Consider the following 15890-nt stretch of genomic DNA (forward strand, 5'->3'; position numbering starts at 1 on the left):
TTGATTTAAAATTTGAAATTAATTCCGGTACTCACACAACGCTGCAATGGAGCACTGGTAAAACTGACCTCAGGATCGACCCAGTTCTGCGCTGATTTTGTAAAAAGATTCTGTCCACTTACAAATAGTTTCACCCTCACACCTCCCAGCAATCTTTGAGAAACAGATACCGGCAGTGAATAGGCCAGGTGGATATTCTTCAGGCGGTAGAAATTACCCGATTTCATCCAGAGTGAGGAGTATTGATGGTTATACCCGTTTCCTCCGGCAGAGAGTCGCGGCAGAGTGGCTGTGGCAGCGTTCTCCGGTGTCCATCTGTTTAATAGAACCTGATACGCTTGTCCATAGCTCTGCCCGATAGATTGGAATCCTTCGGTGAGGGTTCTGTCACTGAGATAAATATCCCGGTTGTAGGCCCCCTGCCATAACATGGAGAATTCAACTCCGCGCCACTCAAAACCCAAGTTCGCACCAAAGTAGCTGAAGGGTTTATCTCCGCCAATCACAGTTCGGTCAAACTCATCAATGGTACCGTCCTTATTCATGTCCACATATTTCACATCTCCGGGCTGAATGTTTTCATAACCCTCCATCACGGGATAACCGTTCTTCAGGTCGCCAGCTGTAAGAAATCCGTCTGCTACAAGTCCGAAAAGTGCCCCTGCAGGACGACCTGTTTCCCGCAGATAATCATAGGGTACATTTTGTTCGTCCTTAAACAGGAGACGACTTTGCTCCGTACTCCAATTGGCCGACAAGTAATAATTGAGTGAGCCGACATGGTCCTGGTAAGTCAACCAAACATCTGTTCCAAATCTTCGCACTTTTCCAATATTTTCTGTAGGGAAAGAAATACCCATCAGCTCTATATTCTTGCCCCGTGTTTGCAATAGATCATAATATTTATCATTATAGTAGTCGACAGTCAATTGCAGGCGACGGTTAAAGAAAGATGCATCCAGACCCAGATTTACCTTTTGTGATTTTTCCCATGTTATAAAAGGATTCGCCAGCGCGCCGTACTCCCGAGTGAAGTATCCGTTGCTCATTGAGGAACCCTGGGGATAAGCAGCTGTAGTAATCTGCTCGAAGGTCTGTCGCCAGTCGTAGTAACCCGTATTGTCTATGCCATTTCCTGTTTTACCATATACGCCACGCAGTTTGAACTGATTGATGTTTTTATTGAACGAAGACATGAAATTCTCTTTACTGATGTCCCATCCAAGACCCACGGCGTGAAATGTACCCCAGCGACGCCCTTCGGCATACCGATTGTAATAGCTCTCGGTCAATGCCAACTGCACGAAATACTTGTCATCATAATCATATGACAATGTTTCCATCACGTTGGAGGGAATTTTAGGCAGTTCATTATTTACCAGTTCTGTTCTTGTATCTCCCAGCAAGGTGGCCTGAAAATTATGTTTGTCAAACCGACGCGTGTAATCCATGGCAAACTGACCATACATATACTGATAATTTGATTTGGCGAAGAAATTATTACTTTGAGGAGAGGAAGAACCATACATCGTATAGGAAGGTTCCACGGATCCCTCCTCCAGCTTCAACTGATAGACCGGTGCCCTTTTGGTTCGGGTAACGGAAGACCGGTTTTGGGTAGATACACTTCCGATGAAACGTGCACTCAATCCTTTTACCACTTTGTGAAAATCATACTTCAGGTTCATGGTCCCCAAAATATCCCTTGAGTTGTCGGCAATATAACCGGAATGAAGAGTCTGGGCCTTCAAATTGTTGTTGAAAGTAAGATTGCCACCCCAACTGTCGTTCGGGTTTTTCACCGGATAAGCATTGTTGGGTGTGGTGTAAATGGCATTCAACAAATCACTGTATCCAGTACCTGTACCTCCCGGCTGGTTGTTTTCCTGTAAACGGGCCAGTGCAGTGAGGGAAGCGGTAAAATCTTCCGTGACATTTATATTTACCTTTGAAGAGATCATGTAACGCTCAAACTGAAAATTGGTATTGTAACTGTTGGCCGGGTCAGTCTTAAATAATCCGTTTTCGTTATGATACCCAAGACTGATATAGTACTGTGCGACCCTCTCTCCACCCGATACATTCAGGTTATAAGACTGTGTAGTGGCATGGTCATTCAACAATTCATTCTGCCAGTTGACATCGGGATGGGTGAAAGGACTGCTCTGATCGAGATATTTTGCATAATCATCGTAATTGTAAAAAATCTCCTTATGATCATTCGACAATGCTTCATTTAACATATAAGCGTATTGTGAGGCAGAGAGTGGCTTTGGCTTGTTAATCATGCTTTGTACCCCAAACTGTCCTGTTAATGAGAGGTGAAAAGCTCCCTTCGATGGATTCTTTGTCGTAATTATCAGTGCGCCCCGTGAGCTTCGCATTCCTAAAAACATGGAGGAAAGTGCATCTTTTTGAATAGAAACAGACTCTATTGCTTCGGGATCAATCGATAACAGATCACGCTGCACTCCATCAATGACCACAATCGGGGAATTTCCCCGGGAGTTCAGAAAAAACTGCGAATTGTCACTTTCCGTTAAGCGGGTACCTCGGTATTGCGAAATATACAGTCCGGTCAACCGTCCTTGCAAAGCTTCTAAAATGGTTGACGAAACAGTTTTTGTCAGGTCGTCCGTGTATACGGTAGATGAAGCCCCCAAAAAAGCATCTTTTGGCTTACTTTCGCCATAAGGTCCGGTAACAGGTTGATTGTTCTGCAAAGCATTCTCTGTCAGATAAATCAAGTTCTCCCCACTGTTCTCCTGTGATACATTCAACGTGATTTCCTTGTAGAGGTAGTCGGGATGAGTAAGTGTAATTATTTTTCCTTTTTCGTATTCACAGGAAAAAAAGCCCTCACTGTTCGTCTGCGAAAAGGCATTTTCTCCCTTTGCTCTGATCACAACACCTGACACAGGGTTGTTCGCCTGGTCCAGAATCCTGCAAGTATACATTGCATTCCCTTTATCCTGTGCCATCATTTTTATCGGTCCCAGGCCCATGCAAAAGCAACAGATGACGCAAACAAATAAAGGGCAGTATTTTTTTGTAAATGAAATTGTGTACATACAAATAATTTTAGTTTTTAAACAATGATGAATCATTCACACAAAAACTCGAAATAAAAGGGAGCCATCTCTTCCGGGTTTTCTTCACCCAGAAGGGCATCATCATCCGTTTTGGAGATCACAATGGTTTCATTTTTATTTGTGAACCAATAATCCACAGATACAATGTGTTCATCATCATTGACACTGAAAAAATCTGAAGGCCAGATTGTAATACTATAGGTATCAGAAAAGGCGTTTTCTTTTGTCAACTGTGTTTTTCCACTCTTTTCATTCACTGTGTAACGATTCCCAGCATCAGTGACAGCAATTGCTTTCAGGTAGACTTCTCCCGATTTGGAGAGTGCATTATCCAGGTTTACGGCACCATTGAAACTGAAAGTCACAAAATCATCCTGCAACGATGCCAGTGGCTGCACTTTATTGTAGTGATCATTGCAATAGTCGATTGTAAGACCTTTTCCATCCACGACTTCGAAGCATTCATCGCTGAATTTCACCTTTTTATGATCACCACCGTTGCTAAAACCATCATCGGTGTGATTCACAAAGAATCCCAGCGTTGCTTTCATATTTTGTTCTCCCACATTCGTCCGAATGTAAATGGTATAATTGGGATTGGCATTATTGACGATATCCCATGAGTCGTCGGTCCAAAAAACCACCCATTCCATGTCATCCAGCACGTTGGGACCCACACCATACTCCTGTGTCAATGCTTCCACCCAGGTGCGTCCTCCGCCGTTCTTGGGCAAGGATGTTTCTGGAATTAATGACATGGTTTTTTCCTGATTGGGATCCTCAGCAAGGTCATTTTTGTAGGTAACCTTCGCGTTCTGCGACACTTTCCAACTCTTTGGAGCAAGGAAACCCACCACAAATTTTACACCGTTATGATCTTCATGGCATTCAATGTGTCCCTTGAGCGTAAATGTAGCGATGTCTCCCGCTTTTGCCCAGGCTACTTCTTCTCCGTCATATATCTGCGTTACTTTTACTGAATCAAGGTATACACAGCTAAACATGATTAATCCCAGCAAAAGCAAAATCGTGTAGAATGCTTTTTTCTCCCGGATTGTTTGTATCATTTTTTTCATCAGATTATCTCCTTTTTATTGTTGATCTGTTCTGTTAAATACATAAGTATAAACGTTGCTGAAACAGCCAGGACTAAGGTCAATAGAGAGTGAACGCTTTCCGTTTACAATCATATATTCAATTTCAACGTTTACTTCCTCCGAGCTTCCCCCTTCTTCCTCAAATATCAGGTGAAAAGGGTAAAGAGGATCGTCCACTTGCCATCTCCCGTTATTTTTTACCACAAAAGGCAGGTAGTTTTCAATCACATAGTTTCCATTTTCTTTCAGTTCGAGGCTGAATTTGGAAAAGTCCATCAGTCCGGTAATATCAATTCCGTTGCGTGTTACTTTTTCCAGCTTCCAGATCCCGCTCAAGTCCTTGTGAGTTTCTTCATACACGTCGCTCTCCGTCGCACTAAATTTGTTACATGCATTCAACACGATCATGGAGAGCAGCACAAAAGCCACTTTTATTATCTTGTTTTTCATATGATTCTTTTATTTTTTTACGCTCACACTATTAATCATAAAAAGGATTCTGTAACAAATCTGGCGATTTTACTGTCTCCTGATAGGGGATAGGCCAAAAGTACATACCCTGACGGAATACATGTTTTCTCACATCAAACTCACGCCAGGTTTTATTACCATTTGCTTCTCTGGTAATTTCCATTCCACGCATCATGACATTGTCTGTCTGCTCTGCGATCTTCCAGCGACGCACGTCGAAGAATCGGAAACCCTCAAATGCAAGTTCCAGACGACGTTCCAGACGAATAGCATCTCTCATCTCCTCCTTGCTCATATGGGATTTAAGACCATACATTCCATCTTCACCCGCTTGGATACCAGCGCGTTTTCGAATGAGTTTCAAGGCTGTATAGACACTCATCTCCTGTTCACCAAGGAACTCAGTATAATCAGGGCCAAAAAACTCGTTGGCCGCTTCGGCATAGTTAAGTAATATCTCTGCATATCTTATCAGAGGACGATTCTGTGGCGGCTCGAGCCAATAATTGGCAGAAGCATTCCGATGAATCATTTTGCGGATATAATACCCGGTGGGAGTCCCGCTGTGCACCGCATCCTGCGTAGCCCCCCTACCCTGACGGGTGTATACAATATGATCTGCATTGCCTCCGCTGTAAACCTTACAACTGTCATAGATCACCGTATTTGCGAACCGGGGATCTCTGTTCAGGTTGGGCCGCAACGGATTGTAGGGATATGCACTTTCACCTATCGGCTTACCGTCAATCATCGGAAAGGCATTGGCAAGATCACCGTATACATAACCAGCATCGCCGCCACCGCCGCATGAAGGAGGATCCAGAAAAGACATCACCGTGACACCATGACGATCTTTTTTCTCGAAAATCAATTCGCAATAGGCTCCCATATCAAATGTCTGCCCTTCGTATTGCGTAATATTATTAAAATCGGGCGGAAAGAAGATCGCGTAAAATCCAAATCCCGGTTCATATTCCTTGCGATCATTCAAATGATAATCAAACAATCGGAAGTTACCGCTCATCGTCAGCATATTCCTTGCCGCGTCGAGTGCCAGTTTCCACCTGTTCTCATCGTAGGTGGGATAACCCAGCAGTTCTTTTGTATCTTCGGTACCAAATCCGCTCCCGTTGTATAAAGGACTGGCTGCATATAACAAGACACGGGATATCAGGCTCCTGCAAACAGCTTCGCTCACCCTTCCATTGTTACGACCCCTTGTGCGTGGTTGCAGGGTATGTGATTTCAGGACTGCTTCGGCCTCTGTTACAATGTAATCCACACACTCGGCAAAAGTGTTGCGACTGGTTTTCATTTCATCCTCCGCACCATAGACCTCATCTCCAATCAACGGTATCCCTCCGTAGTGACGTAAAAGGATAAAATAATACCATGCCCTGAGCGCTCTGGCTTCCGATTTATACTGTTGTTTTGTGGATTCAATAATCGGCGCTCCGTCAACTTTTTTCAAAAAAACATTCGCCCGACGGATGTTCCGGTAACATTTTTCCCAGACATCTGCCGTGACCGTCACAGGATTGATGGTTCCGGTAGCAAACATCATCCCGGTGGAAATGGCATTCGACTGAACAAACTCAGCTTCGTCGCTGGCAACCTGCAACCCTCCTCCTTTCGTACCCCAGCCATTGAAGCGGTTGAGGTCGGTATCAAATCCTACATCCACATAGATCTGGGTTAGAAAACCGGCGGTATACGCACTGTCGGAAAAGACTTTGTTCTCATCCAAATCTGTCGTTTGGGTCTGATCCAGAAAGTCATTGTTGCAAGAGGCCAGACTCCAGACAAAAAAAAGGAATAAAGTAAATTTCAAAGAATTCTTCATAGTAAACCATTATTCAAATAAATACTCATTTTTTTAAGACTCTATTTTTTTATGTATATTTTTTATGTATATTTTTTATGTTGACAGAATGCATCGATTAAATTCATGTGTCAGAGTTTGATCAGTTCAACCTTCAATGCTTCAGGTCTATTTTCGCGGTATATCTGATCGGTCAGATGCTGTTGTTCTTCGATGGTATTTTTACGAACACTTTCACTCCTTAAATGAAGCCAGTATTTATGGTTCCAGTTCACAAACGGATCAATCTCTCGGTATTTAAGGAGCGTATCCACAGCCGCTTCATCTCCTTTCCACAACATTCCTGTTCTACGCATCAAATGATATTCCATCCAGTAATACTCTCTCATTTCCCTTTCCATCAACCAGCGCTGCTCGTTCAACCTGGCTATTTTCTGTGCTCTCTCGTATTGCGGGGTATTTCCATAAGAAGCCAGGTTGATTCCCCGTCTTAACTGGTATGCCGTAAAACGGGCAATCTCCTTTCCTCCAATTTTTAGCAAGTAGTATCCATCTGGTAACCCTGCTACAGTCAATACTTCCTGGTTCAGCTCCTCCATAAATGGAATCACCTTCAAGCCATCAGCCTGATTGTGCAATTCATTGTCATAATAGGATGAATCGATAGGAAAAGGAAGTGATTTTGCCAGATAAGTAAAACAAATATTTTGTGCAGAAACAGAAAGATCTGAAACAGTACAATTCACTGCATGCGTAATGGCTTTCCCTGCAGCATAGATGGAAATATCAGCGACCGGATTACCAGCCAGACCCTGTGCTCTTAGGAAAAGATAAGCCATGACCAGATGACCGTCTGTGGAAGGATGAATGCGATCACGTCCGCACAAAGTGAAGGTAGAATCAAACTGTTGTTCCCGTTGATTGATTGCGACCATGGGACGGTTGAAATCAATAAAATACCATTGATTATCCGCAGCTCGCTTCGCCAGATAATCTGAGATATCCGCAATCAGATTGTTTTTCCCAGGAAAAGGGACTTTATTCAGTTTTGAAGTTTCATCATACGGTGAACTACCAATCAGTATTTTTTTTACGCGCGGTTGTTTTTTCAGGATCTTCTCCATCTGTTGATAATGATTCAGGGAGGTTTTTACATTTCTCTCTCCGATTGTATCATTTCCAGGAAGCGTAAAATCCATATACCCCACATCGTTCATCCCAAAAGTGAGGGTCACAATGGTGGGACGATGCTCAAACACTTTATCCATTCTCTGTGACATTTGTTGTACCACATCACCACCGATCCCTTCATTAAAGATATCGATCCGCATTCCCGGAAAATGGGTCATATAATAAAGCCAGATATAAGAGTGATAACGACCACCGCAGGTGATGCTGTTTCCTATAAAAGCAACCCGTTCGCCCTCTTTGAAAACGGGAATACTTTGTGCGCTCATATGAAGGGCGACTGACAGCAGATAAATAACGACTACAATTTTTTTCATTCTATAATTGATATAAATGAGATAATTTCTTTTCTAATTCAAACCCGGCTGCGGCAACACAAACTCTACATCGTATGTGCCACTTTTCAGAAAGAGGTCGCCCTCCAAAGAAAGTTCATCCTCATTCAGTGTCCCTTTTTGTGTATGTTTGGGTACAAGAACTGTAGCCTCCACTCCCGCGGGCAACAAGAAGTGCATCCGTTGCACGTTGTCTTTCACTTCCCATTTCAGGATGATGGTCCCGTAGGGAGTCTCCTTGGTCGTATGCGCCCATGTCACTCCTTCGGGGATCTGCGGCTCAATAAAAACATGCTGATAACCAGGGTACTGCTCATCGGGGCGGATTCCTCCCACAGCCTGGTAGAACCAACTACCAATACCGTTGTAGCAATTATGAACCCTGCTGCGTTCACCGCTCCAGTATTCCCAGGTGGTGGTGGCATTGTTTTGGAGCATGTAGAGATAACCGGGATAATCCCGCTGCTTTAACATGTCATACATAAAATCTGCTTCCCTGTTCCGGATTGTCCATTCAGTTAGAATGGGCACTCCAACCAATCCGGCTGCAATATGACCCTTGTGCTGCTCCTTGGTCCGGGAAATCAACTGATCTCTCACTTTTCCGATCAACTCCTCTGGCACTGCTCCCACCAGCATGGGATAGGACATATCGAGCTGCGATCCTGTGGCATAGATATTCATTTCGGCATCGAAGAATGTTTGATGAATCAACTTGTTCAGTACAGCGCTTTTATCGGCAAAAAGCTGTGCCTCATCCGGCTTATCAAGTTGTAAGGCAATCTTCTCCAGTGTTTGCAAACACTCGCTGATAAAACAGTTGTTCACCAGATCAATGGAAGACTGAGCACCGGTATCCACTCCGTATGGAGCAAGCCAGTCCCCCAGATACCAGTCACGGTAGGGGGTATCCGGCCAGCGTTTTAACAAGCCCTCCACGGTATATTTATCCACATAGCTCATCCACTGTTTCATTGCATCGTAGTAGAGCTCCAGGGGACGGGGATCGCCATAGTTGACAAAAGTCCGCCAGGGAGCCAGCACCATGAATCCGCACCAATAAGGTCCCCCACCTCCTGCACCGGGATTTGGCGCCACATGAGGCAAGCTGCCTCCCTCACGCATTACATCTTTCCAGCTCTGTAACCAGTTCATATAGGTGGGCGATACATCAAACATCGTCTGGAGCGCTTGTGTTGATGAGTTCCCGTCGCCGCCGTAACCGGTGCGCTCCAGATGGGGACAATCCACCATATAACCGCTAAATGTGAGACAACGCAGGGTATAATTGACCATGTCATGAATAGCATTCAGCTCATTGTCGGAACATCTGAACGTTGCCGCCGGCTGATAATCACCGTGTATCAGATATGCTTTTATCTGACTGGAAGTGGGCCTCTCCGGCAGATTGGCAATCTTGGCATAACGGAAAGCGTGATGGTTGAATTTATTTCGAAACAGATCCCCTTCCCTGCCGGAAGCAATGTATAGATCCCGTTCACCCTGCTCTTCAATTTGACCCTCTTTGGTCATGAAATCGCTGTATGTAACTACGATCTCGTGTCCTGCATTGAGTGCAGGAACCGACAGTTCGAACCATCCCGTCACCATTTTTCCCATATCTACGAGCCAGGTATCGTTGCCCAATGCTTCGATACTCTTTGGGGAAAGTACCTCCTGTATCCTGTTGGTTTCACACATTTGAGATGAAACCTGATGAGGCGTAATGGCCATCACTTTTGCCGGCTCCCATTTCAATCTATCCAGGTTCTCGGATGTCAAACAAGCCGGAAGAAGTCGACCGTCTATTCTTTCTCCTCCGAACTGCAGGGCCTGCCATGTTCCAGTGTCTGCGTATCCGCTCGCGCGACCGCTCCAGAAAGCATCTGTCGCCACAATCTGTCGCCATTTCCCCTGCTGCAGGGTACACATTTCGGCTCTTACTACCGGTCCGTCGTGTTCAGCTCCGAAAGTTGTCTTCTTATACCATCCCTGTCCGAGCCATAGCACGATTTCGTTTTTTCCCTGCTGCAGATAAGAGGTCACGTCATAGGTAACCACCAACGAACGTTTATTTAACTGCGATACGGCAGGCGATAACACATCCTCTCCTACTTTTTTCCCGTTGATGTATATTTCGTGATAACCCAAAGAATTGACATGCAAGAATGTGACACCTCGTTCGTTGACAACAAATGATTTTCTCAGGAGAGGCGATCTGACATCTCCCCCACCCAATCCAATATATGCTCCCTTCAGATAATCCTTCGCTACGATACCCACAGCAAAACGTTGCACAGGGCTCCAATCAGAAGTTTTCCCATGCTCATCCCATACGCGTACCCTCCAATAGCAAAGCAAGCGGGATCTCAAGGAGGCTCCCTGATAGGGAACCATCACCGAGGCGGATGAGTGAATGCGGGTATTCCACAAATCGGCTTTCCCTTTATCAAACAGCACACTATCTGTAGCGACCTGAATTTCAAAGGATTGTTGCCTCGCGATGGAATCCCCTTTTAATTTCCAACTGAAGTGTGGCGCCAGGTTATCTATGCCTATTGGATTTATGAGGTTCTCACAACGCAGATCCACAAGACTGATCGGCTTGGCAATCAAAAAATAGAAATTGCAAAAAGCGCATAAAAGAAACAAGATACTTTTCCGCATGATACTAAATTTTTTCATTGTTGTGTGGACGGGTCATATACGGCCACTGCCACTTTTGAATCGGCACATCCATAATAAAGAAACCATTTTTGTTGAAAATAGACCAACCCTTCAATAAAGACTGTTCCGGCAGGATATTGTCCGCTCTTCTCAAACTCTTCTTCGGGAAACAGAAAAGGTTTATCCAGTCGTGTAATCAATTTTTCAGGATCATTTTTATCGAATAGAGCCTGTCCGGCACAGTATGCATTCGGTGCATATTGGTGATCACCCTCTCCTTCTTTGTTCTTTCCATTATACAACAGAATAATACCCTCTTCCGTCCAAATGGCAGGAGGTCCGCATTCAGTCAGATCACTGTCGAAACAACCCTTTCTGGGTGACATCAAGACCGCCAGTTCATTGTCTTCATTCAGAATGGGCGTCCAGTTGAGCAGGTCGGTAGATGTAGCACCATAAATCACATACTCGCCCCAATACATGAAGTAATGTCCATTTATCTTTTTGATGACCTGTCGATCATTCTTCAGGCAGGTCAGGATGCTGGATGCTTTTGACCACTCATTCAGGAAGCGGCCTTCGTATGCTTTAGCAAATGCAGGCCCCTGTTTTTCCCAGTGAATCAAGTCTGTAGAGGTAGCTACGCACAATCGGGCCGTTTTTCTGTCCCACGAAGTGTAAAAAAGCACAAAAGTACCCTCTTCGGTCACTGCTATACGGGGGTCCTCGCATCCTCCCGGCCATTCGTATGCTTTGTTCTGGTCGCTATCCGGGTAGATCACCGGAGCGTTCCTTTTATTCATTGTATATCCATCAGGGGATTCGGCCAATCCGATTCTTGAAACACGCGTACCTATACCCACCGATGAGTTGTCTTCTGCGCGGTACAAGAGATGTAGCTTTTCTCCTTTTACCACGACTCCAGGATTGAACACATCCCCTTTCTCCCAAAAAACATCGCTGTTATTCATTGGACAGTGAAACAGCGCTGTTGTGTCGGGAACAATGATTGGATTCACGTACCTGGGGCGGACAAATTCCCCCAGGGGAAAAGCAGGTTCATATTCCTGGTTGGAATGATTGCAGGAACAGAACAGGAGAACCAACGAAGTGATTCCGAGAATTGTTGTAACAAAAGGGGTACGATTATTTTTAAATTTCATTAAAATTAAATCTGAAAATATTGGTAAGATTTCTCTTGATATTGTATTGTGTCATTTTTTCCAAACACACAAATTTACGCGCAAAACGGGAGGATTCCATTTCAAAGTAGCGCATAAAGTAAAACTATTGAAAGGGCAAAATCCTTATTCCTCTCATTACATACATATTAGCGACACAATGATCGATCCCTTTGGTAAACCATTTTGAAGAAAATAAATCGCTTTTCTTGCAAAAAAACGGATCTTGACTTAAAGGGTATTAAAAAAAAAGGTGTGACATTCGATCTTTAAATTATATATTTTTTATTTTGCCTTTTTAAAAAAACCCAGTATTTTTAACCAATGAAAAGGCATATGCTTGCCCTTCCTGATCAAAGTTTGACACTGTAACAATAGAATAAATGATGAATAAAAGAAAAGCGACTCGAATTGTGAGAGGCCAACATGCGGTAGATGGCGCCGGTGTTCGTTTACGCAGGGTATTGGGTGCAGAAACCAATCCCGATTTCGATCCATTTCTCATGCTCGATGGATTTGACTCCTCAGATCCAAAGGATTATATCAAAGGGTTCCCCTGGCACCCGCACAGAGGCATCGAAACGATCACCTACCTGGTGAAAGGCAAAATTGAACATGGCGACAGCCTGGGCAACAAGGGAACCATCCATGACCAGGAGTGCCAGTGGATGACAGCCGGATCGGGAATCATCCATCAGGAGATGCCGAAAGCGTCGGAGAGGATGCTGGGGTGCCAGCTCTGGGTCAACCTGCCGGCAAAAGATAAGATGACCGAACCCGCCTATGGTGATATCACGAAGGACAAGATTGTCGTTACAACGGAAGAAAATGCGGTTGTCAGGATACTGGCAGGCTCTTATAAAGGAAAACAAGGCGTCTTTGAAGGCAAGTATGTGAAGGTTACCTACCTTGATATCGATCTTGCACCCGATAGTACATGGACCTACACGGAAACCCCAAACAATGAAACGCTGTTCATCTATCTGCTGGACGGGACATTGGCTGTGGATGAGCAGCTCTCGGATTTTGAAGAGAAGTCGTGTGCCGTTTTATTTCGTTCCGCCAATCCCGATGAAGAGACAAACGATGCAGTCGTTGTACGCTCAGGAAATCAGGGTGCCCGTTTTGTGCTGCTGGCAGCCAAACCACTCCGTGAACCTGTCGCTTGGGGTGGCCCCATTGTGATGAACAGCCGGGAAGAGTTGCAACAGGCTTTCGACGAACTGGATCGCGGCACTTTTATCAAACGAGTCAATTAAACACCCTGTTTTCATTTAATGAATCATTTTCATTGACCTGTTCATCGGAGTCCAGGAATTCTTCTTCGTTATATCGGCTGGCCTCGCTTTGGTCGGGATCGATCTCCAGGTCGATATCCATATCCAATTCAGGGTCCCATTCCGGATCTTCATCCAGGTCGATGTCCGGATCCTCATCCAAATCTGTCTCCAGGTCGAAGTCGTTGATATTATCCTCCTCCGTTATATATTGGCTCGGATCTTTTTCCATTTTCCGGCTCTTTCCGTCAAAATCTTTCATTGCATTCATAATTAGATGATTTATGCTGTATCTGATGCATCTCAGTACATTTTTAGAACCGCAGAAAGAAACAAAATGTTCTTGAACACGTACGAATTGTGTTTTTTTTAACGCTCCACCTGAACCCAAGGTAATACAAAAGTTGCTATCCCCCACTATCCCTTATTATCATCCAAACTAAATATTTGGAAGGATAGCGTTGGCAAAGTTGGACGGTACTGTATCTTCCTGAACTGGTACAACTCCTAATATCGCTCTAATATAGTCATAATGTACTCCTAATAGGAATGGAGTTGATAAGGCTTACATTAAACCGAAATCAGGTGAAAACAAGATGATAAAATAACTTTGACCATCAGCTGGAATAAGCTACTTCAAAGAATTTACTTACTTTTGTTCTCTTTACTTTATATTTAAAAAATACGACTATGAGAAAGATGACATGCTTATTAGCTTTGTTTATTAGCATTAGTTTATTTGCTAGTGAAAGAGTTAATATTTGGCCAAAGGATAAAATGCCACATAGGCAAGACCATCAGATTGCTGCCATGACAGACGAGGCCAGGCAAAAAGATTTTAAAGCGGACAAGAATCGGGTCGCTTACTTGGAATGGTACGATGCACCAGCTGAGGAAGTACGCAATGGAGGATGTATGATTCTTATTTCGGGCGGTGGTTACGAGTCCTGTTGTGATATGGAACTCATTAAACTATGGAACAAAACATTTACGCAATTAGGATTTCAATGTGTGAACTTTGTATATAGGACGCCCAGACCCGTGGGGCTGCCAATTTATCAAACTGCATGGGAAGATGGACAACGTGCTGTTCGTAAAGTTCGAAGCGAAGCAAGGAAACGTGGATTTGATCCGGAAAGGATTGGAGTTATCTCCATGTCGGCAGGTTCGCATTTAGCCTTGCTATTGGCTACCAGTTCGCAAACTTCGGCTTATGATAAAATAGACCCGATAGACGAGCTGCCTTGTCATATCAATTGGGCGATTGTGAATGCCCCGGCTTATGGTACTACCGATGCCGAAACAGGCATACCTGCAAGCCGACAAGGATATGGAACGGATGTAAAATTGAGTTCAGTTTTTAAATTTGATGAACGAACCTGCCCAATGAGTCTTCATCACGGAGGAACCGACGTTTATGCTCCACATACTTCAACATTGGTTTACCGGCAACTCAGACGAATGAATATTCCTGCCGAATTACACCTGTATGCGGATAAGGGACATGGCGCTTTCGGACTGGAAAGAGGAATTGAATTTATGCGCCAAATGGGATATATGGGTAAGTTAGAAGAAGAGGTGGAGTTGATGGAGCGCTATGCCGATGATAGCGACCGCCTTGATTACTCGAAAATGGATATCTGGCCAGAGGGAAAAACACCAGATATTCAGCCTAATCAGTGTACACCATATCTAGAATGGCATACACCAAAGAACCTGAAAACAAAGGCAATACAGATTATCTATTCGGGAGGAAGTTATACAGGAAACGACCCGGATGGTTTTGAGGTAGCACCTGCGCGTCGTTTCCTGAATGAAAAGGGGATGACGGTAGTAACCTTAAAGTATCGTACACCTCGGCCTACAACTGGGTTGGCTAAGCATACAACTGCCTGGCAAGACTTGCAGCGTACCATTAAAATTGTACGAAGCGAAGCGGCTAAGCGCGGACTTGATCCGGGACGAATTGGTATCATGGGCAGTTCGGCAGGCGGACACCTAACTTTAATGGGAGTTACTTCGTCTTCACATCGGTCTTATTTGCCTATTGACGCAATTGACAAACAGCCTTGTCATGTGCAGTGGGGGATTGGCTTTTATCCTGCCTATGCACTGACCGATGGATTGAATCAACCCAATGTGAAAAAAGGAAATGAAGATGATGCTGTATTGGCTCCGGAATTCTCATTCGATTTGAAAACTGCTCCTATGCTGTTTATACACGGAGATGCCGATGGATGGGCAGCCATGAACTCAGTAAAGACTTGGGAGAAAATTCTACAAATAGGCATTCAGAGTGAACTTCATACCTTGGCTACTCGCGAACATTGTTTCCAGCGAAAAGCTTCTCCGGAAACAGGAAGTTATACCCACCTGGAACGTATTTGGGAGTTTCTTACCGCAAAGGAATTTAATAAATAAAAGTTTCGTGTAAGTTTTCAGTCTAAAGATTACCTCTGGAAGTTTATTTAATTTTTTGCAAAAAACTCTTTTTAGGATATTTTTCTTTTCAAAATTTTTTTTCGTGAGAAGGTTCGCTACATTTCACTGACAAAATTTGAAATTCTCTTTTTCCATGACTTAACAGATTTACTTCATTTTTCCACCGGCGTGTTGATGTAAAATCCCTTGGGTAGCTTCACATATACACTCACCTCGCTGCTTATATCCAATTGTTCGGCAAATGGTTTTTCCACCTAGGGAGAGTCGAAGATCACGTAATCGTACAAGTGTTTATTTGCCGGAATTGCATTTACACCA

Annotated in this window: 11 protein-coding genes; 2 read left to right on the forward strand and 9 right to left on the reverse strand. The window is 44.1% G+C overall.

All coding sequences use genetic code 11. The features are described 5' to 3' along the window. Positions 1–5: 5 nt before the first annotated feature. The 7 genes from B3Z75_RS13920 to B3Z75_RS13950 all read right to left on the reverse strand — a co-directional run bounded on the left by B3Z75_RS13920 (position 6) and on the right by B3Z75_RS13950 (position 11835). The gene (locus B3Z75_RS13920; protein ID WP_294072979.1) at positions 6–2984 is read right to left on the reverse strand and encodes a SusC/RagA family TonB-linked outer membrane protein; all 2979 of its coding nucleotides are present in this window, start codon (positions 2982–2984) and stop codon (positions 6–8) included. A gap of 119 nt (positions 2985–3103) precedes the next feature. Further along, positions 3104–4159: a DUF4961 domain-containing protein gene (locus B3Z75_RS13925; RefSeq protein WP_294072982.1), complete on the reverse strand. Its 1056-nt coding sequence runs from the start codon at positions 4157–4159 to the stop codon at positions 3104–3106. 24 nt (positions 4160–4183) lie between these two features. After that, a complete protein-coding gene (locus B3Z75_RS13930) occupies positions 4184–4639 on the reverse strand; it encodes a DUF5004 domain-containing protein (protein WP_238866921.1) in 456 nt (151 codons plus the stop codon). Between the two features lie 31 nt (positions 4640–4670). Further along, the gene (locus tag B3Z75_RS13935; protein ID WP_238866923.1) at positions 4671–6503 is read right to left on the reverse strand and encodes a RagB/SusD family nutrient uptake outer membrane protein; all 1833 of its coding nucleotides are present in this window, start codon (positions 6501–6503) and stop codon (positions 4671–4673) included. A gap of 110 nt (positions 6504–6613) precedes the next feature. Further along, positions 6614–7987 (reverse strand): SGNH/GDSL hydrolase family protein, encoded by a 1374-nt coding sequence (locus B3Z75_RS13940; protein ID WP_238866924.1) that lies wholly within the window; start codon positions 7985–7987, stop codon positions 6614–6616. A gap of 33 nt (positions 7988–8020) precedes the next feature. Beyond that, positions 8021–10672 carry an alpha-L-rhamnosidase gene (locus tag B3Z75_RS13945; protein WP_238866925.1) on the reverse strand — a complete coding sequence of 884 codons (2652 nt, stop codon included), beginning with the start codon at positions 10670–10672 and terminating at the stop codon, positions 8021–8023. Between the two features lie 14 nt (positions 10673–10686). Next, on the reverse strand, positions 10687–11835 hold the full coding sequence (locus tag B3Z75_RS13950; RefSeq protein ID WP_238866926.1) for a glycoside hydrolase family 130 protein: 1149 nt from the start codon (positions 11833–11835) through the stop codon (positions 10687–10689). Between the two features lie 401 nt (positions 11836–12236). On the opposite strand from B3Z75_RS13950, the gene B3Z75_RS13955 reads away from it, so the two are divergent. Then, positions 12237–13112, forward strand: coding sequence for a pirin family protein (locus B3Z75_RS13955; protein WP_238866927.1), 876 nt, complete (start codon positions 12237–12239; stop codon positions 13110–13112). On the opposite strand, the gene B3Z75_RS13960 is transcribed toward B3Z75_RS13955, so the two are convergent. After that, positions 13105–13401, reverse strand: coding sequence for a hypothetical protein (locus B3Z75_RS13960; RefSeq protein WP_238866929.1), 297 nt, complete (start codon positions 13399–13401; stop codon positions 13105–13107). The genes B3Z75_RS13955 and B3Z75_RS13960 overlap by 8 nt on opposite strands. Before the next feature lie 419 nt (positions 13402–13820). On the opposite strand from B3Z75_RS13960, the gene B3Z75_RS13965 reads away from it, so the two are divergent. Further along, positions 13821–15551, forward strand: a complete 1731-nt coding sequence (locus tag B3Z75_RS13965) for an alpha/beta hydrolase (RefSeq protein WP_294072995.1) — start codon at positions 13821–13823, stop codon at positions 15549–15551. A 173-nt stretch (positions 15552–15724) separates the two neighbouring features. Here B3Z75_RS13965 and B3Z75_RS13970 read toward each other — a convergent pair whose 3' ends face one another. Beyond that, positions 15725–15826 (reverse strand): hypothetical protein, encoded by a 102-nt coding sequence (locus B3Z75_RS13970; protein ID WP_294072998.1) that lies wholly within the window; start codon positions 15824–15826, stop codon positions 15725–15727. Between the last annotated feature and the right edge of the window lie 64 nt (positions 15827–15890).

This window comes from Proteiniphilum sp. UBA1028 (assembly GCF_002316955.1).
GTDB lineage: Bacteria > Bacteroidota > Bacteroidia > Bacteroidales > Dysgonomonadaceae > Proteiniphilum.